The organism is Duganella sp. SG902 (genome assembly GCF_013376005.1).
Lineage (GTDB): Bacteria > Pseudomonadota > Gammaproteobacteria > Burkholderiales > Burkholderiaceae_D > Rugamonas.
The window spans coordinates 108066-125080 of the sequence record NZ_JABMJK010000016.1 but is presented as its reverse complement, the minus strand read 5'-3'; the positions used below and the strand labels follow the sequence as shown (position 1 = coordinate 125080).

19 protein-coding genes are annotated in these 17015 nt (G+C 64.3%); 14 read left to right on the top strand and 5 right to left on the bottom strand.

The genetic code is table 11. The annotated features are described in order from the left end of the window. The first annotated feature begins 168 nt into the window (after positions 1–168). Positions 169–348: a DUF3606 domain-containing protein gene (locus FHW83_RS25670; RefSeq protein WP_176649196.1), complete on the top strand. Its 180-nt coding sequence runs from the start codon at positions 169–171 to the stop codon at positions 346–348. On the opposite strand, the gene FHW83_RS25665 is transcribed toward FHW83_RS25670, so the two are convergent. Then, positions 349–912 carry a DUF308 domain-containing protein gene (locus FHW83_RS25665; RefSeq protein ID WP_176649195.1) on the bottom strand — a complete coding sequence of 188 codons (564 nt, stop codon included), beginning with the start codon at positions 910–912 and terminating at the stop codon, positions 349–351. Positions 913–974: 62 nt separating this feature from the next. Beyond that, complete coding sequence (locus FHW83_RS25660) at positions 975–1559, bottom strand: TetR/AcrR family transcriptional regulator (RefSeq protein ID WP_176649194.1); 585 nt, start codon at positions 1557–1559, stop codon at positions 975–977. Positions 1560–1663: 104 nt separating this feature from the next. Between FHW83_RS25660 and FHW83_RS25655 the strand changes: the two genes are divergently transcribed. Next, positions 1664–1876: a hypothetical protein gene (locus FHW83_RS25655; RefSeq protein WP_176649193.1), complete on the top strand. Its 213-nt coding sequence runs from the start codon at positions 1664–1666 to the stop codon at positions 1874–1876. A 121-nt stretch (positions 1877–1997) separates the two neighbouring features. On the opposite strand, the gene FHW83_RS25650 is transcribed toward FHW83_RS25655, so the two are convergent. Further along, complete coding sequence (locus FHW83_RS25650) at positions 1998–2183, bottom strand: hypothetical protein (RefSeq protein WP_176649192.1); 186 nt, start codon at positions 2181–2183, stop codon at positions 1998–2000. 134 nt (positions 2184–2317) lie between these two features. Between FHW83_RS25650 and FHW83_RS25645 the strand changes: the two genes are divergently transcribed. From FHW83_RS25645 to FHW83_RS25615, 7 genes are all read left to right on the top strand, one after another. Continuing rightward, positions 2318–2995 carry a glutamine amidotransferase gene (locus tag FHW83_RS25645; protein ID WP_176649191.1) on the top strand — a complete coding sequence of 226 codons (678 nt, stop codon included), beginning with the start codon at positions 2318–2320 and terminating at the stop codon, positions 2993–2995. Beyond that, positions 2992–3657: an MOSC domain-containing protein gene (locus FHW83_RS25640; RefSeq protein WP_176649190.1), complete on the top strand. Its 666-nt coding sequence runs from the start codon at positions 2992–2994 to the stop codon at positions 3655–3657. Before FHW83_RS25645 ends, FHW83_RS25640 begins: the two co-directional genes overlap by 4 nt. Before the next feature lie 118 nt (positions 3658–3775). Beyond that, positions 3776–4006: a hypothetical protein gene (locus tag FHW83_RS25635; protein WP_176649189.1), complete on the top strand. Its 231-nt coding sequence runs from the start codon at positions 3776–3778 to the stop codon at positions 4004–4006. A gap of 232 nt (positions 4007–4238) precedes the next feature. Continuing rightward, positions 4239–4862: an aldehyde dehydrogenase iron-sulfur subunit PaoA gene (gene paoA / locus FHW83_RS25630; RefSeq protein WP_176649188.1), complete on the top strand. Its 624-nt coding sequence runs from the start codon at positions 4239–4241 to the stop codon at positions 4860–4862. Beyond that, positions 4859–5815 (top strand): xanthine dehydrogenase family protein subunit M, encoded by a 957-nt coding sequence (locus FHW83_RS25625; protein ID WP_176649187.1) that lies wholly within the window; start codon positions 4859–4861, stop codon positions 5813–5815. Before paoA ends, FHW83_RS25625 begins: the two co-directional genes overlap by 4 nt. A gap of 1 nt (position 5816) precedes the next feature. Then, complete coding sequence (gene paoC, locus FHW83_RS25620) at positions 5817–8000, top strand: aldehyde oxidoreductase molybdenum-binding subunit PaoC (protein WP_176649186.1); 2184 nt, start codon at positions 5817–5819, stop codon at positions 7998–8000. Positions 8001–8042: 42 nt separating this feature from the next. Next, positions 8043–8258, top strand: a complete 216-nt coding sequence (locus FHW83_RS25615; RefSeq protein ID WP_176649185.1) for a hypothetical protein — start codon at positions 8043–8045, stop codon at positions 8256–8258. Between the two features lie 5 nt (positions 8259–8263). Here the strand turns inward: FHW83_RS25615 and FHW83_RS25610 are convergent, their stop codons facing one another. Together FHW83_RS25610 and FHW83_RS25605 are read right to left on the bottom strand one after the other, a co-directional pair. Continuing rightward, complete coding sequence (locus FHW83_RS25610; RefSeq protein WP_176649184.1) at positions 8264–9466, bottom strand: serine hydrolase; 1203 nt, start codon at positions 9464–9466, stop codon at positions 8264–8266. 2 nt (positions 9467–9468) lie between these two features. Then, positions 9469–10608 carry an aminotransferase class I/II-fold pyridoxal phosphate-dependent enzyme gene (locus tag FHW83_RS25605; RefSeq protein ID WP_176649183.1) on the bottom strand — a complete coding sequence of 380 codons (1140 nt, stop codon included), beginning with the start codon at positions 10606–10608 and terminating at the stop codon, positions 9469–9471. A 52-nt stretch (positions 10609–10660) separates the two neighbouring features. Between FHW83_RS25605 and FHW83_RS25600 the strand changes: the two genes are divergently transcribed. The 5 genes from FHW83_RS25600 (at position 10661) to alaC (ending at position 16942) form a co-directional block, all read left to right on the top strand. After that, the gene (locus tag FHW83_RS25600) at positions 10661–14050 is read left to right on the top strand and encodes a DUF748 domain-containing protein (RefSeq protein WP_176649182.1); all 3390 of its coding nucleotides are present in this window, start codon (positions 10661–10663) and stop codon (positions 14048–14050) included. A gap of 1 nt (position 14051) precedes the next feature. Next, positions 14052–14906, top strand: a complete 855-nt coding sequence (locus FHW83_RS25595) for a DMT family transporter (protein ID WP_176649181.1) — start codon at positions 14052–14054, stop codon at positions 14904–14906. A gap of 55 nt (positions 14907–14961) precedes the next feature. Beyond that, positions 14962–15267 carry a hypothetical protein gene (locus FHW83_RS25590; protein ID WP_176649180.1) on the top strand — a complete coding sequence of 102 codons (306 nt, stop codon included), beginning with the start codon at positions 14962–14964 and terminating at the stop codon, positions 15265–15267. 59 nt (positions 15268–15326) lie between these two features. Further along, positions 15327–15644: a hypothetical protein gene (locus tag FHW83_RS25585; RefSeq protein ID WP_176649179.1), complete on the top strand. Its 318-nt coding sequence runs from the start codon at positions 15327–15329 to the stop codon at positions 15642–15644. 98 nt (positions 15645–15742) lie between these two features. Next, entirely contained in the window at positions 15743–16942 is a 1200-nt protein-coding gene (alaC, locus tag FHW83_RS25580; RefSeq protein WP_176649178.1) for an alanine transaminase, read from the top strand. Positions 16943–17015: the final 73 nt, after the last annotated feature.

Genomic DNA, 17015 nt, shown 5'->3' with positions numbered 1-17015 from the left:
GCGGCATTTCTATAACAATGAGCGACCGCATTCAGCTCTTGGCAATCGCCCCCCGGCCTCAGTTGGTCGGCAGCGGCGCCAAATGCTGGCGACTTAGTCGAAGCCTAACCATGCTGGTGGCAACAAATTTACCGATCAGGTCAAGGTTTTTAATGCCAGGAGCACAACATGAGCGACGACCTGAACAATCGTGGCGGCCAGGACCGCGCCCGTATCAACGTCAACGAACCGCACGAGGTGGATTACTGGACCAAGGAGCTGGGCGTCACGAAACAGCGCCTGCAGCAGTTGGTCAAGGAAGCCGGAACCAGCGCCAAGGCAGTGCGCGAGAAGTTGGCGTCGGACTAATCACACAACGCCCGCAGCCCGCTTGCGCCGGATAGTGATGCTGGTGGAGATCGCGGACACCAGGAAGTAAAACGCGCCGAATCCGGCGTAGCCCGCCACCGTCGCGATCGACGGCACGGCCGGCGCCTGCGCCTGGAAAACGAAGACGGCGCCAGCCAGCGCGGACTGCGCGCCGCTCAGCATCATGGCCCATTGCGCGCCGTATTGTTTGCGGCGGCGCAGCCCCGCGCCGAGTTGCAGCAGGCCAGACAAGATGGCCCAGAAGCCGAACACGCCAAGCACATGGTTCATATTGGGCAACGCGATCCATATCGCTGCCGCGACCGCCAGGCTGACAAACACGTTCAGCGCTTGCGGGCGGTTCGCCGCAAGGCCGCCGCTGCGCTGCGCGTCGACCAGATTGGCGAGCGCATCCCAGAGGGGATAGCACACCAGCAGCACCGCGGCGATGTTCGGCGAGTGCGCCGCCACGCTCACGGCGGCGCCAAGCCAGGCGAAGGAAAAGGCTGCGCGGGTAAAGTAGTACTTTTTTAGCCAGCTTTCATTGGTAGTTTGAGTATTCATTATTGCGTCCGTCCTAAATATCTACCTACCAATTGGTAGGTTTTGTGTTTAAAAAAAACGCCTCAGCTTTGGGCCGAGAGGCGCTCCAGTTGCGGCGTCATGATGACGCCAAAAATATCTGCATTACCGTAGGCCCGCGCCGACAGCATGGCGCCGTGCACGGTCGCCATGAATGCCTCCGCCTCGACGCGCGGCGCGTGACGCAGGGAGATGACGCCTTGCCGCACGCCGCGTTCCAGCACGGCCGTCAGCCACCCCGACAGGAAGCTGAAGTAGGTGCGGATTTCCTTCGCCACTTCCTCCGGCAGGATCGGCAGTTCGCTGGCCAGCAGGGCGCAAACGCAGAAGGGCGCGCTGGCGTCGCTGATGCACGTGGTCCAGTACTGCACGTAGGCGCGCAGCTGGTCGAGCGGATCGGCGATGCCATGCTCCAGGTTCCTGATGCCATTCTCGGCCGACTCGCGGTATCGGCTGACCAGCACCTTCGCCAGATCCACCTTGCTGGGGAAGTGGTGATGGATGCTGGCCTTGCGGATGCCCACCACGTCGGCGATGTCGGCGTAGCTGAAGCCGTTGTAGCCGCCGGCGATGATGAGTTTGTGCGCGCAGGCCAGAATGTCGTCCGCAGTGTTCGATGATTTTCCCATGCGAGTAGCCTACCTTCTGGTAGGTTGGATGTCAAGTCATGGTTGAACGATAGATTGATGCTCCCGATCAATGTATGATTTGAATTCAACACTTTTGAGAGGGCATGATGGCAAACGATTGGGATTGGAATCCGGAGAAGCAAAAAAGCATCGTGGTGCAGCAGGTGGATGCGATTGCCATCTATACCAATGTGCGCGGCGAGATCGTGATTCGCCAGCAGGGCTTTGGCGGGGAAGAGGATGCCATCGTCGCTTTCCCGAAGACCTACGCCGAGACCATCATCGCCGCGCTGCAGGCCGAGTCCAACAAGGCTTAATCATTTCTGCGGGCAAAAGCACCGAGGTGACTGAAATTGATATCGCGGTGCAGGCCAGCGCCACGCCCGCCTTCCACTTGATCAAGATGGCCGAAGACGTGGCGAACGAAGCCGCTTCCGCTCAACTGATCGCCGCTTGAACGCCGTCATCCCGGCGCAGGCCGGGATCCATGGAACGGCTGATCTGAGTCAGCATGGATTCCGGCTTTCGCCGGAATGACGGAGCCAGCGCCAACTTAGAAGGAAGCTTGTCCAAACGGCGATGCGCTTCGGCTTCGCCGTTGAGCCGTTCGATCACGGTTTGCAACTGGGCATCTGGCTGGCCAGTCCTCCAGGCCTGTCAACTTTATCCCTCAAACGAGTGCGATCGCAGGCGCTCAGCAGCGGCGCCAATTTTGAGGTATCATGCAGATAATTAGGACTCCTATTTTAAGGTGAATTATGAACTGCATCGCGCTTTATCATGTCGGATTTGAGGATCTGGGCAGCTTTGCCGCGCCGCTGGAGGCGCGTGGATATCGGATCACGTATCAGCACGCCGGCGTGCCGCTGACCGAGGCGCAGTGGCGCGACACCGAACTGGTGGTGGTGCTTGGCGGACCGATCGGCGTGAACGACACCGGTTTGTATCCGTGGTTGGCCGACGAAATCGCCGGCATCAAGTTGCGCCTGGCATTGAAGAAACCGACGCTGGGCGTATGCCTCGGCGCGCAGTTGATGGCGGTGGCCTTGGGCGGCGAGGTGAGCGGCCGCGCCGCAGGCAAGGAGATCGGCTGGTCGCCGGTGGATGTGTGCGAACATGCCGGTCCGCTGTCGCACTTGCGCGGCGTGCCGGTGTTGCACTGGCATGGCGACAATATCCGCTTGCCGGAAGGCGTGCCTTCAATCGCGTGGACAGTTGGCACGCCGTGCCAGGCCTTCCAGGTGGGCGACCACGCGCTGGGCATTCAGTTCCACGCGGAGTTTGAGCCGGGCGCGCTGGAACAGTGGCTGACGGGGCATGCGGTGGAGTTGCAGCAGGCCGGTGTGGATCTGCATCGCCTGCGCGAGGATACGCGGCGCTACGGCGTGGAACTGGAGCGCGCCGGCAGGGCGATGCTGGCGGCGTGGTTGAAATGAGCGTGATCAAGACGCTGTTCGTCGGCAAGGCCAGGCCGCTGTTGCGCGACGGGCATGCCGAGGTGTCGAGCGGCATCGTGAAAACGCCGCAACAGGGCAAACTGTGGCTGTCGTTCGACGGCTTGCAAGGTGACGAGCAGGGCGACCGCGTCTATCACGGCGGGCCGGAGAAGGCCTTGCATCATTACGCCGCCGAGAATTACGCGCTTTGGCCGGCGCTGCCGCCCGGCACGTTTGGCGAGAACATCTCCACCTCCGGCATGACAGAGCGGAACGTGCACATCGGCGATATTTACCAGGTGGGCTCGGCCATGGTGCAAGTGTCGCAGGGGCGGCAGCCGTGCTGGCGATTGAACCGCCGCCTGCGGCGCGAGGACGCGGCGCTGTTCATGCAGAACTCCGGCGCCACTGGCTGGTACTACCGCGTGCTGTGCGAAGGCTGGATCGCGCGCGGCGACGCCTTTGAACTGGTCGAGCGGCCACAGCCGGACTGGCCGATGCGGCGCCTGATCAGCGCGCTGTTCTCTACACAACTAATGCTGGACGAGTGGCAACAAGCCTCGCGGATTGCTCAGCTGTCATCCAACTGGCGCACCACCTTTGCCCGCCGTGCGCAGTCGGGCCAGATAGAGGACTGGACACGGCGCTTGCATGAGGTTTAAGCGGAGCTTCTTCCTTGCGTGACAAGTTAAGGAATAGAACCGAGGTCACGGTCACGGACACAGCCGTTAGTGCGACCATGCTGCCGATAGTCGACTTCATCACATCGATCTGGCTGCGATGAAAGTTAGTCTCCATCTGGGCGAGCTTGGCGTTGAACTCTTCACGCAGCAGTTGCAGTTCGTGCTGGAAGTTGGACTCTACCTGGGTGATTCTCAGATCCAGGCTTTGCAAGCCGTGTGCCACGGTTTCGTCGAGCTTGGACTCTACCTGGGTGATTCTGAGATCCAGGCTTTGCAAGCCGTGTGCCACGGTTTCGTCGAGCTTGTCCAGGCGAGCATCGGTGGTTAGTTGATGCGCTCTGATATCGCCATTCATTTTTTCGATGACGGCTTGCAGTTTTGCATCGATGTAGTCTTTGTCGGTTGGCGCATTCATGGCATGGCCTGTTGCGGTCACGTTGGGAGACCTCCATTCTGATCCAACCACCGGTGCCGTCAACGACATTGGTCAATTGTGTTTAACCTCCAGCCGCATCGCATTTACTATGGGCGCAGACCCAACGGTTGGAGGATGCGACGAGATGAATGATCTGAGCGACGTTAGTCTTTCCCGGCGTAATTTGCTGATTGCGGGCGCCTTGTCCGCGACTTCCACGGCCGTGCCGCTGACGGCCGAGGCGCAGCCTGGCACGCCGCCACCGACCGCGACCAAGTTCTCCCTGCAAGTCAACGGCAAACAGCACGCGCTGGAAGTGGACACCCGCACCACCTTGCTTGATGCCTTGCGTGAACATCTGCATCTCACCGGCACCAAGAAGGGCTGCGATCACGGCCAGTGCGGCGCTTGCACGGTGATCGTCAATGGCCGCCGCATCAACTCCTGCCTCTCGCTGGCCGTGATGCACGATGGCGACAAGATCACCACCATCGAAGGCCTCGGCACACCGGACAAGCTGCATCCCATGCAGGCGGCGTTCATCAAGCACGACGGCTATCAGTGCGGTTACTGTACCCCGGGGCAGATCTGTTCCGCCGTGGCGGTGCTGGATGAAATCAAGCAAGGCATTCCCAGCCACGTCACCGCCGATCTCAACGCCAAGCCGCTGCTCAACGCGGCCGAGCTGCGCGAGCGCATGAGCGGCAACATCTGTCGCTGCGGCGCCTACTCCAACATCATCGACGCCATGACCGAGGTGGGCGCATGAGGGCCTTCACCTACCAGCGCGCGCAATCGCCCGCCGAGGCGGCCGCTGCCGCCGCCCGCACGCCCGGCGCCCGCTTCATCGCCGGCGGCACCAATCTGCTGGACTTGATGAAGCTGGAAATCGAAAGCCCGCAACACCTGATCGACGTCAACGGTCTGGCGCTCGACAAGATCGAGGCCACGCCCGGCGGCGGCCTGCGCATCGGCGCGCTGGTGCGCAACACCGACCTCGCCGCCGACGCGCGCGTGCGCAAGGATTACGCCGTGCTGTCGCGCGCCTTGCTGGCCGGGGCGTCGGCGCAGTTGCGCAACAAGGCCACCACGGCCGGCAACCTGTTGCAGCGCACGCGCTGCCCGTACTTCTACGACACCAACCAGCCCTGCAACAAGCGCGAGCCTGGCGCTGGCTGTTCCGCCATCGGCGGCTACAGCCGCAACCACGCCATCCTCGGCGCCAGCGACGCCTGCATCGCCACCCATCCGAGCGACATGGCGGTTGCGATGGCCTTGCTGGACGCCACGGTGGAAACCGTCAAGCCGGACGGCGCCACGCGCACCATCCCGATCGCCGACTTCCATCGCCTGCCCGGCGGCACGCCGCACATCGAGCATGCGTTGACGCAGGGCGAGCTGATCACCAGCGTGACCTTGCCCAAACCCACGGGCGGCGTGCACATCTATCGCAAGGTGCGTGACCGCGCCTCGTATGCGTTCGCGCTGATTTCGGTGGCGGCGATCGTGCTGCCGGACGGCAGCGGCCGCGTGGCATTGGGTGGTGTCGCGCATAAGCCATGGCGGCGTCCCGCCGCGGACGCCAGCATGAACCAGGGCGCGCGCGCGGTGGCCGAGCGCTTGCTGGATGGCGCCAAGCCCAGCGCGGAGAGCGCGTTCAAGGTGCCGCTGGTGCAGCGCACGCTGGCGGCGGTGCTGGCCGATGCGAAGAAAGGTGGCTGACATGAAATTCCTGACCCCCGCCACCACCAATCCCATCGATCAGCTGAAGGTGATCGGCCACGCCACCGACCGCATCGACGGCCCCTACAAGACCACCGGCACCGCGCCGTACGCCTATGAACGCGAGGCGGCGTATGGCTACGTGGTCGGCGCCGGCATCGCCAAGGGCCGCATCACGTCCCTCGACGTGGCCGAGGCCCGGCGCGCGCCCGGCGTGCTGGCGGTCGTGACCGCGGACAGCGCGGGCAAGCTGGGCAAGGGCAAGTTCAACACCGCCAAGTTGCTGGGCGGTCCGGAGATCCAGCACTATCATCAGGCCATCGCGTTGGTGGTGGCGCAGACGTTCGAGCAGGCGCGCGCGGCGGCGCAGCTGGTCAAGGTCAAGTACAGCAAGGAGCAGGGCGCTTACGACCTGGCCAAGGCCAAGGACGGCGCCAAACAGCACAAGGACAAGGAAAACCAGGACAAGAAGGTGGGCGACTTCGACGGCGCCTACAACGCCGCACCGGTGCGGCTGGACGCCACCTACACCACGCCCGACCAGTCTCACGCGATGATGGAGCCGCACGCCTCGGTGGCGTCGTGGCAGGGCGACAAGCTCACGCTGTGGACCGCCAACCAGATGATCAACTGGAGCAAGGGCGACATGGCGAAAACGCTGGGTATTCCGGAGGAAAACGTGCGGCTGGTCTCGCCCTACATCGGCGGCGGCTTCGGCGGCAAGCTGTTCCTGCGCGCCGAGGCGCTGCTGGCCGCGCTGGGCGCGAAGGCGGCGGGCCGGCCGGTCAAGGTGGCCTTGCAGCGGCCGCTGATGATCAACAACACCACGCACCGGCCCGCCACTATTCAGCGCATCCGCATCGGCGCCACGCGCGAGGGCAAGATCAGCGCCATCGCGCATGAAAGCTGGTCGGGCGATCTGCCGGACGGTAAGCCGGAAACCGCCGTGCAGCAAACGCAATTGCTGTACGCCGGGCCGAACCGGTTGACGAGAATGCGGCTGGCCGTGCTCGATCTGCCCGAGGGCAACGCCATGCGCGCGCCGGGCGAGGCGCCCGGCCTGATGGCGCTGGAAATCGCCATGGATGAGATGGCGGAAAAGCTGAAGATGGATCCGATCACCTTCCGCATCATCAACGACACCACGGTCGATCCGGCCAAGCGCGAGCGCAAGTTTTCCACGCGCCGCTACGTCGATTGCCTGCGCATGGGCGCTCAGCGTTTCGGCTGGGACAAGCGCAATCCGCAACCGGGCAAGACGCGTGATGGCCGCTGGCTGGTCGGCATCGGCATGGCGTCGGCGTTCCGCAACAACCTGGTGCAGAAATCGGCGGCGCGCGTGCGGCTCGATGCGCAGGGTGTGGTCACGGTGGAGACCGACATGACCGACATCGGCACCGGCAGCTACACCATCATCGCCCAGACCGCCGCCGAGATGATGGGCGTGCCTCTGAAGCAGGTGGTGGTCAGGCTGGGCGATTCGGACTTTCCAGTGTCCGCCGGCTCGGGCGGGCAGTGGGGCGGCAACAGCTCGACGGCGGGCGTGTACGCGGCCTGCGTCAAGCTGCGCGAGCTGGCCGCGCAGAAGCTGGGGCTCGATCCCACTGTGGCCGAGTTCGCGCACGGCGAGGTGCGCGCGGACGGCCGTGCGTTCCCGCTGATCCAGGCCGCCGCCAACGGCGAGCTGGTGGGCGAGGACGCCATGGAATACGGCGACCTCGACAAGAAATTCCAGCAATCGACCTTCGGCGCGCATTTTGTCGAAGTGGGCGTCGACGCGGCCACCGGCGAAACCCGCGTGCGCCGCATGCTGGCCGTGTGCGCGGCCGGGCGCATCCTCAATCCCAAGTCGGCGCGCAGTCAGGTGATCGGCGCCATGACCATGGGCTTGGGCGCGGCCTTGATGGAGGACCTGGTGGTCGACCACCGCGCCGGCTTCTTCGTCAACCACGACCTGGCCGGCTACGAGGTGCCGGTGCACGCCGACATTCCGCATCAGGAAGTGATTTTCCTGGATGAAACCGATCCGGTCTCTTCCCCGATGAAAGCCAAGGGCGTGGGTGAACTGGGCATTTGCGGCGTGGGCGCGGCGGTGGCCAACGCCATCTACAACGCCACCGGCGTGCGTGTGCGCAACTATCCGATCACGCTCGATAAACTGATCGCGAAAATGCCGGACTTTTGAGTTAGTGCTATCCTAGGAGTACGCTTTGAACAAGGAGGATATATGTCTGCCTCTCACGACACCTATACGCGCACTCAGGGGTTGAAACAAACCTACGACATCGAGTACACGGCGTTGCGCTACAAGATCTCATTGGGTAACAAAGTCCTCAAGGACATCCAGCTCGGCCTGCAATCGGCCCCGGTCTACGATCCGGAAATCGCCTGGCGCCATGCCGTGGCGGACATTGAAAACCTGCGTGGCATGACCGAGCAATAGCTTGCTCAAAGGCCGCATCCGGCGCTCAGCACCGGATGCGTGCGTGCCTGTGGCGTCATCAGTTCGGGCCGGTCGTAGGGGATGTAATTCATCCAGAACCACGGCAGGCAGGTCTTCCCGTAGACGTACTCCACGGCGGGGAGGAACATGGCCTGCGCGTTCGAACTGTTGCTGAGCAAGACCATGCCATCACGCTGGCGCGCGAAGCCCAACGCGAAGTTATTGGTGCCATCGTCGTTGCCTTCCTTGAAGAAAGCAGGTCCGCGCGGCGACTGGTACAACGGCCAGCCGAGGCCGATGGTCAGGCCGACCTCGCGCCACAAGTCGGTGTCGCCGGGCCAGTGCGAGGGAAACTGTTGCAGCGAGACGATGGCCATCTGTGGCGACAGCATCTCGCGGTAGGCGGCCGGCGACAGGCCTTCGCCGCGCAGCACGCCCGCCATGAAGGCGGCGTAGTCGTTGATCGTGGTGTCCATCGAGCCGGCGGCGCGCGCTTCGCCGCGCCGTTTGTGCGCGATGACGGCGCCGTCCTTGGCGTAGTGCGTGGTCTCGCGGCCTTCCCATTCCTTGCGCCACACCATGCTGCTGTCGCGCATGCCGAAACGATCGAACACGCGTTGCTGCATCAGGGTCTGCAGGGGCAGGCCGGTGCGTTCCTCGACCACCAGTTGCAGGATGTTCAAACCCTCGCCGGAATACACGTAGCGGGTGCCGGGCGGGTATTTGAAGTCGAGCTGGTTGTTCTCGTTGATGAAGCGCCAGTTGAGCAGGCCGCTGGTATGGGACAACAGCATGCGCGGCGTCACCTGCCGCCAGCGCGGATCGTCCTTCAGGTCGGCATATTTCGGATAGTCGGGCAGCGGCTTGTTCAGCAGGGCGGGCAGGGGCGCGTCCAGCGCCAGCACGCCTTCGTCCACCAGTTGCATGACCATGTAGGCGAAGGCGGCCTTGGTCAGCGACGCGCCATACATGATGGTGTCGGTGCGCAGCGGCTGCCGCTTTTCAACGTTGGCGTAGCCGTAGGCGCCGCGCTGCGTGACCTGGCCGTCGCGGATGATGGCCACCGCCAGTCCGGGGACGTGGGCGGCGGCCATCAGGCGCTGCATTTCCGCATCCAGCTGGCTGGGGGCGGGTGGCGGCGCCGCGCATCCTCCCAGCGTCACGGCGGCGGCCAGTGCGGCGCGGCGGAGCAGGGAGGGGAAGCGCATGATCAGTCCTTTCCGGCCTGCGCCGCGAACCACGGCTTCATGCGGCGGATGGCTTCTTCGATTTCCGCCGTCGACACCGCGAAGCTGAAGCGGATGAAGTGCTTGCCGTCGACCGGATCGAAATCGATGCCCGGCGCGCTGGCGATGCCGGTATCTTCCAGCAGGCGCTTGCAGAAGCCCAGGCTGTCGTCGGTCAGGTGGGCGATGCTGGCGTAGATGTAGAACGCGCCATCGGGCGGCGCCACCGTGGTCAGGCCCAGTTCCGGCAGGGCGGCCAGCAGCAGGCGGCGGTTTTCGCGGTAGACCTTGAGATGGCCGTCCAGCTCGTCCAGCGCGTCGAAGGCGGCCAGGCCGGCGTGCTGGCTGAGCGAGGGCGCGGTCAGGAACAGGTTGCCGCAGTAGGCTTGCGCGCGCTCGACGTGGTCCATCGGCGCCAGCAGCCAGCCGAGGCGCCATCCAGCCATGCTGAAATACTTGGAGAAGCTGCTGACCACCTGCGCCTGTGGTGCGTAGGCGAGGATGGTTTGCGCCGGCTCCACGTAGCTCAGGCCGTGATAAATCTCGTCCGAGACGATGCGGATGCCGCGTTGGCGGCACACGGCCGCGATGGCGTCCAACTCGTTTGCCTTGATCAAGGTGCCGGTCGGGTTGGCCGGGCTGGCGATGATCACGCCTTGCGGCGCCGGTTCGAGCGCGGCCAGCGCGGCCGCGGTCAGCTGGAAGCCCACTTCCGCGCCGCAGGCGATTTCCACCGGCGTCATGTGCAGCGCCTTGAGCGTGTTGCGGTAGGCGACGTAGCCGGGACGCGCCATGGCGATGCGGTCGCCCGGCGAGAACATCGAACTCAGCGCCAGAACCAGCGCCGGCGAGGCGCCGCAGGTCAGCACGAACTGCTCGGCAGACACTTGCACCCCGTAACGTTCCTGGTAGAACCGCGCCAGCCGCTGTTTCAGCGGCGCGCTTTCCCAATAGCCCATGCTTTCGGCGTCCAGCACCGCGTGCGCCCTGGCGATGGCGGCCTGCGGCGCGCCGGTCGAGGGCTGGCCAAACTCCATGTGGATGATCGATCGGCCCTGGGCTTTCAGGGCATGCGCCAGCTTGCTGATGGCAATGGCGTGGAAGGGTTCAAGTTGGGCATTCATCCTTCGATTATACTGTTGCCTGTAACATAAAAAAAGCAAAGGTTGGCAGGGTATGACGATACGATGGAAGCGGTGGGCGATCGGCGCGGCAAGCGCGGTCGGGGTGTATGCGGTGGCGGGCTTCTGGCTGGTGCCAAGTGTCATCAAGAGCCAGCTTCCGAAGTACGCCGAGACCGAGCTGGAGCGCAAGGCCAGCATCGGCGGACTCACGTTCAATCCGTTCACGCTGCGGCTGGAGGCGAAGGACGTGCGCCTGACCGAGGCCAACGACGCGCCGCTGTTCGCGGTGGGCGGGCTGGCGGTGGAAATGCAGTGGCGCTCGCTGTTCCGGCGCGCGTACAGCTTCGCCGAGATCCGCATCACCGAACCGTCGGTGCAATTGGCGATCGCCAGGGATGGCAAGTTCAATATCGCCGAGTTCCTGGCCACGCTGGACAAGCACAAGAAGGATGACAGCGATTCGGGCATGCCGCGCCTGGTGATCGAGCACTTCGCGCTGGATGGCGGCAAGGTGACGATGCACGACCAGCACGCCGGCTATGACGATACCTTTGCGCCGATCACCTTCGCGCTGAATAACCTCAGCACGCTGCCGGACGAAAACGGCGATTACACGCTGAGCGCGGATGCCGGTCTTGGCGGCAAGCTGCGCTGGAAGGGCGTGGCGGCGGTCAATCCGATCGGCGGCAGCGGTTTGCTGACGCTGGAGAACGTGGCCTTGCCGGGCATGGCGGCGTATCTGAAGTCGTTCTCGCGGATTGTGGTGGCCGACGGCAAGTTGTCGGCGCAGCTGCCCTACAAGTTCTCCTACAAGGATGGCCGGCTGGATGCCAGCCTGGCTGGCGCCGGCCTGAGCCTGAACGATTTGTCGCTCAAGCGCGGAATCGACGCGCCGTTTGTGAAGTTCAAGCAGCTGGCGGTCAGCGATGTCGGCGTCGATTTGCTGAAGCGCTCGGTTCAAGTGGGCGGCTTGCAGTTGAATGGCGGCGCGTTGGCCGTGCGGCGCGATGCGCGCGGCGAGCTCGATGTGGCCGGCCTGATGCTGCCCGCGCCGGCCAAGCCTGCCGCCGCCGCGCCGGCGCCCAAAGGGGAGGGCTGGAAAGTCCAGTTCAAGCAGATCGGGCTGGACTCGGTGGCGCTCAGTTACGTTGATGAGACGGTCAGCCCGGTGCTCAAGGTTAGTGCCGACAAGGCGCAGCTGAAACTCGGCCTGCAACTGGATGGCTCGAAGCTGACGCTCGACGGCGGCTCTTTTTCCATGGATAACGTGTCGATGAACAGCGGCTCGCTGGCCCCGCTCAAGCTGTCGCGCATCGGTTTTGACGAGGCATCGCTGGATCTCGCGGCGCGCAAGGCCAGCGTCGGGCGTCTCTACGCGGACGGCGGCCAGTTGGACCTGTCGCGCGACGCCAAGGGCCAGTTCCTGTTCCTGTCGGCCTTGCCGGGTTCTGGCGGCGGCGGCGCGGCCAAAGCGTCAGCGCCAGCCGCGTCGGCCCAGCGCGAGGCGCCATGGGTGGCGGAGGTCAAGTCCGTCGAGCTGAACAAGTTTGGCGCGCGTTATGACGACGCCAGCACCGGCATCAAGGTCAATCTGCAAGACTTCAACCTGAAAGTGCGCGACGCCGGCACCGACCTGAAAAAGCCGCTGGCCTTCGATGGCAGCGTCGCCCTGCGCGAGGGCGGCCAACTGGTGGCCAAGGGCAAGGTCGTGCCATCGACCGGCGCCGTCGATACCGACCTGAAACTGAGCAAGCTGGCGCTGGCGCCGGTGCAGCCGCTGCTGGCCAAATACGTGAAGCTGAAAATCGCCGACGGGGCGATCAACGCGCAAGGCCGCTTGCGCACCGGCGCGGGCGGCAGCAAGGCCGATCCGGCGTTGCGTTACGACGGCTCGTTTGAAGTGGCCGAACTGTCGCTCAACGAGGAAGACAACGACCGCTTCGCCCACTGGAAATCCGTGCGCGCCGATACGGTGGCGCTCAGCCTCAAGCCCGACCTGCTCGATGTGGCCGAGCTGCGCGTGGTGGAGCCGAACGCGATCCTGATTATCGAGAACGACCGCAGCTTCAATGCCCAACGCTTGCTGGTGCAACAGCAAGCGCCGGCGGCTGCGTCCACGCCTGCCGCAGCCCCGGCTGCGGCCGGCGAACCATTCCCGATCCGCATGCGCCGCGTGCGCGTGCAAAACGCCAAGCTGGACTTCACCGACCTGAGCCTGCGTCCGCAATTCGCCGCCAAGATCTATGAGCTGAACGGCGTCATCACCGGCCTGTCGTCCAGGCGCGACGCGCGCAGCCAGATCGAACTCGATGGCCGCGTCGACGACTTTGGCATGGCGCGCGTGCGCGGCCAGCTGAATCCGTTCGTCCCGGCCGACAACACCGATCTCAACGTGATCTTCAAGAATGTCGACATGGTGTCGGCCTCGCCTTACAGCATGAAGTTCGCCGGCTACAAGATCGCGGAAGGCAAGATCTCGCTGGACCTGCAATACAAGGTGCGCAACAACCAGCTGGAGGGCAATAACCAGGTGGTGCTCGACAACCTCACGCTGGGCGAACGCATCGACAGTCCCGATGCGCTCAAGCTGCCGCTGGAGCTGGCGTTGGCCATCCTCAAGGACAGCAATGGCCGCATCGATCTTGGCGTCCCCGTTTCCGGCAATATGAACGACCCGAGCTTCAGCTATGGCGCGGTGGTGTGGAAGGCGCTGGGCAACATCATGACCAAGATCGTGACGTCGCCGTTCCGCGCGCTGGGCAATCTGTTCGGCGTCAGCGGCGACAAGCTGGAGGCGGTCGACTTCGACGCCGGCAGCGACGTGGTGCTGCCGCCGGAACGCGAGAAGCTGCAGCAGGTCGCCAAGATCCTGGCCAGGAAGCCCGAGCTGAAGCTGTCCGTCCCCGGCGCCTACAACGAAGTCAGCGACAGCGCCGCGCTGCGTGCCATGGCGCTGCGCCGCACGGTGCTGGCGCGTGCCGACATCAAGCTGGGCGCGGACGAGCAACCGGGACCGCTGGACATCGGCCAGCGCAAGGTGCGCTCCGCCTTGCGCGACCTGTATGCGGAACGCTTCGGCGCGGCCGAACTGGACAGGCAAAAGAAAGCCGCCGAGAGCGCCGGCGCCGCTGCCGCCGCCGACACCGCCGAATCGAAGAAGAAACTGCCGGTGCTGCAACGCCTCGGCAAGCTGGTGCAGGGCGAGCCGCAGGTCGCGGACGCCACCGAGTTCTACGACAAGCTGCGCGAGCGCCTGGAACAAAACCAGCCGCTGGACAAGGACGCCTTGCCGCAGTTGGGTGCGCGTCGTGCGGAGGCGGTGATGGCGGTGTTGAAGCAGGCTGGCGTCAATCCGGCCGCCGCCAGGGCGGGCGCTCCGGCCGGCACCAGCGGCGAGGCGGGCAAGCCGGTCTTGCTGAAGCTGGAACTGTCGGCCAAATGACATGAACCAGGACAAGACGCCAGCCGCCGGCAACCCCTGGCTGGCGGGGCTGGCCCTGTTGTGCAGCCAGCTCTCGCTGAACGTGGGCGCGGCGATCGCCAAGCATCTGTTCCCCAAGGTCGGCGTGGAAGGCGTGACGGCTTACCGCGTCGGCATCTCGGCGCTGGTGATGCTGCTGATGTTCCGTCCATGGCGCACGCCGCTGACGTGGCGGCAGGCCGTCAACGTGGCCATCTACGGCTCGGTGATCGGCCTGATGAACCTGTTGATCTATCGTTCCTTCAGCCGCATCCCGATGGGCGTCGCGGTGGCGATCGAGGTGGCCGGGCCGCTGACGGTGGCGGTGCTGGCCTCGCACCGGCCGCGCGACTTCGTGGCCGTGTGCCTGGCGGTGCTGGGCTTGTACTTCCTGCTGCCGATCCATGGCCATGTCGACGGGCTCGATCCCGTGGGCGTGGCGTACGCCGCCGGCGCGGCGGTGTGCTGGGCCTTGTACATCGTGGTGGGCAAGCGGGTGTCGTCCATGTCGGGCGGGCAGTCGGTGGCGTGGGGCATGCTGGCGGCCTCGGTGTTCATCCTGCCGATAGGCGTGTGGCATGCGGGCGGGGTGCTGCTGACGCCGTCGTACCTGATGATTGGCGCTGCGATCGCGGTGATGTCGAGCGCGCTGCCGTACACGCTGGAGATGCTGTCGATGCGCACGCTGTCGTCGCGCACCTTCAGCATGTTCAGCAGCGCGGCGCCGGCGCTGAGCGCGCTGGCCGGCATGGCGGTGCTGGGCGAGCATCTGACGCTGACGCAGTGGCTGGCCATCGCCGCCATCGTGCTCGCCTCCGCGCTCACATCCTTGCGCTAGATCAAACCGGCTCAGCTTGCCTGAGCGGCGTGTGGAGGCCTACGATCAATCCATTATGGATATCGATGCCCGCCTTGATAAAATTGAAGTCCGCCTCGACAAGCATGACCAGATGTTTGTCAACGTACTCGAACGCCTGTCGAAGATAGAAACGCGGCTCGACCATATCGAAACCACCATGGTCACCAAGGCCGACCTTGAGCGCCTCTCGGCCACCATGATCAAATGGATGGTGGGCATGTTCATCGGCTCCGGGATCGCCGCCATCACCGTCATGACCTTCGTGCTTAATAACGCGGTACCGAAGGCGCCGCCTTTGCCGCCCACACCTATCGTCATCCAGGTCCCGGCCTACAAATAGGAGCTTGTTGCTTTTGCAAGCAGATCGTGGCAGCATAGCCGCTTCACCAAGGAGAAGCCATGCAAGTCGATCGCGCTCAACAACCCATTGCCGCCGCCGCTGTGACGCTGGTGCTGTGGATACTCGCCGTCGCGTCCTTCCTGCCGCCGCTGTTCAAATACACCAGCCAGTCGGTGCTGCTGATCATCGCCGCCGGCATCGCCATTTTCGTGTGCCTGGTGCTGCACCTGATCTTCATCGGCATCGCCGCCAAGCGCCTCGGGCGCTCGCCGGTGCTGTGGGTGGTCCTGACCCTGTGCACCATGCCGCTGCTATCCATCATCGGCCTGATCCTGTTCGAGTGGTTCAGCGAGCACGACAAGCCGGCCGCGGTTTAAAGCACTTGCCAGACATGGACGGGATCGTCTAGTATCGATCCCGATGCACTCTGCATCGACGTCGCTCGGACGGATCCGGGCGCTTACGTGGACAATTCATGACTGACACTTCAACGCCGCGCAGCTTTGCGCGCATCGATCGCTTACCCCCTTACGTTTTCAATGTCACCGCCGAGCTCAAGCTGGCGGCACGCCGGCGCGGCGAGGATATCATCGACATGTCGATGGGCAATCCCGATGGCGCCACGCCGCCGCACATCGTGGGCAAGCTGGTCGACACCGTGCAGCGGCCCGATACGCACGGCTACTCGGCCTCCAAAGGCATTCCGCGCCTGCGCCGCGCCATCTCCAAATGGTACAAAACCCGCTACGAGGTCGACTTCGATCCGGACTCGGAAGCCATCGTCACGATCGGCTCCAAGGAAGGCCTGGCGCACCTGATGCTGGCCACGCTGGACCAGGGTGACACCGTGCTAGTGCCGAATCCCAGCTACCCGATCCACATCTGGGGCGCGGTGATCGCCGGCGCGAACATCCGCTCGGTGCGCATGACGCCGGGCGTCGACTTCTTCGACGAACTGGAACGCGCGGTGCGCGAAAGCTATCCGAAGCCGAAGATGATGATCCTCGGCTTCCCCTCGAATCCGACCGCGCAGTGCGTGGAGCTGGAATTCTTCGAGCGGGTGGTGGCGCTGGCGCGCCAGCACAACATCCTGGTGGTGCACGACCTGGCCTACGCCGACATCGTGTTCGACGGCTGGAAGGCGCCGTCCATCATGCAGGTGCCGGGCGCGCGCGACGTGGCGGTGGAATTCTTCACCATGTCCAAGAGCTACAACATGGCGGGCTGGCGGGTCGGCTTCATGGTCGGCAACAAGGAGCTGGTGGCGGCGCTGGCGCGCATCAAGAGCTACCACGATTACGGCAGCTTCACGCCGGTGCAGGTGGCGGCCATCGCGGCGCTGGAAGGCGACCAGTCGTGCGTGAGCGAGATCTGCGCGCAGTACCAGAGCCGGCGCGACGTGCTGCACAAGGGCCTGTGCGAGGCGGGCTGGCCGGTCGACAAGCCGAAAGCCTCGATGTACATCTGGGCGCGCATCCCGGAAGCGTACCGCCATCTCGGCTCGCTGGAGTTCTCCAAGCTGCTGCTGGCCGAGGCCAAGGTTTGCGTGTCCCCCGGCATCGGTTTCGGAGAGTACGGTGACGAGTACGTGCGCTTCGCGCTGATCGAGAACGAGGCGCGCATCCGTCAGGGCCTGCGCGGCATCAAAGCCATGCTGCGCAAGACTTCCGCATAAAATCCGCACGAAGTTTAAGCCGCATCAAACCGTGCATTTGATGCGGCGGCTACCGTAGCTCTCTGGACTCATC

Bases quoted from the DNA above. Each gene is read 5' to 3' on its own strand.
- FHW83_RS25635 (WP_176649189.1), top strand. From the start codon at position 3,776: ATGAAAGTTAGTCTCCATCTGGGCGAGCTTGGCGTTGAACTCTTCACG.
- FHW83_RS25640 (WP_176649190.1), top strand. From the start codon at position 2,992: ATGAGCGTGATCAAGACGCTGTTCGTCGGCAAGGCCAGGCCGCTGTTG.
- FHW83_RS25610 (WP_176649184.1), bottom strand. From the start codon at position 9,466: ATGCGCTTCCCCTCCCTGCTCCGCCGCGCCGCACTGGCCGCCGCCGTG.
- alaC (WP_176649178.1), top strand. From the start codon at position 15,743: ATGACTGACACTTCAACGCCGCGCAGCTTTGCGCGCATCGATCGCTTA.
- FHW83_RS25660 (WP_176649194.1), bottom strand. From the start codon at position 1,559: ATGGGAAAATCATCGAACACTGCGGACGACATTCTGGCCTGCGCGCAC.
- FHW83_RS25615 (WP_176649185.1), top strand. From the start codon at position 8,043: ATGTCTGCCTCTCACGACACCTATACGCGCACTCAGGGGTTGAAACAA.
- paoA (WP_176649188.1), top strand. From the start codon at position 4,239: ATGAATGATCTGAGCGACGTTAGTCTTTCCCGGCGTAATTTGCTGATT.
- FHW83_RS25655 (WP_176649193.1), top strand. From the start codon at position 1,664: ATGATGGCAAACGATTGGGATTGGAATCCGGAGAAGCAAAAAAGCATC.
- FHW83_RS25595 (WP_176649181.1), top strand. From the start codon at position 14,052: ATGAACCAGGACAAGACGCCAGCCGCCGGCAACCCCTGGCTGGCGGGG.
- FHW83_RS25625 (WP_176649187.1), top strand. From the start codon at position 4,859: ATGAGGGCCTTCACCTACCAGCGCGCGCAATCGCCCGCCGAGGCGGCC.
- paoC (WP_176649186.1), top strand. From the start codon at position 5,817: ATGAAATTCCTGACCCCCGCCACCACCAATCCCATCGATCAGCTGAAG.
- FHW83_RS25605 (WP_176649183.1), bottom strand. From the start codon at position 10,608: ATGAATGCCCAACTTGAACCCTTCCACGCCATTGCCATCAGCAAGCTG.
- FHW83_RS25600 (WP_176649182.1), top strand. From the start codon at position 10,661: ATGACGATACGATGGAAGCGGTGGGCGATCGGCGCGGCAAGCGCGGTC.
- FHW83_RS25670 (WP_176649196.1), top strand. From the start codon at position 169: ATGAGCGACGACCTGAACAATCGTGGCGGCCAGGACCGCGCCCGTATC.
- FHW83_RS25585 (WP_176649179.1), top strand. From the start codon at position 15,327: ATGCAAGTCGATCGCGCTCAACAACCCATTGCCGCCGCCGCTGTGACG.
- FHW83_RS25590 (WP_176649180.1), top strand. From the start codon at position 14,962: ATGGATATCGATGCCCGCCTTGATAAAATTGAAGTCCGCCTCGACAAG.
- FHW83_RS25665 (WP_176649195.1), bottom strand. From the start codon at position 912: ATGAATACTCAAACTACCAATGAAAGCTGGCTAAAAAAGTACTACTTT.
- FHW83_RS25645 (WP_176649191.1), top strand. From the start codon at position 2,318: ATGAACTGCATCGCGCTTTATCATGTCGGATTTGAGGATCTGGGCAGC.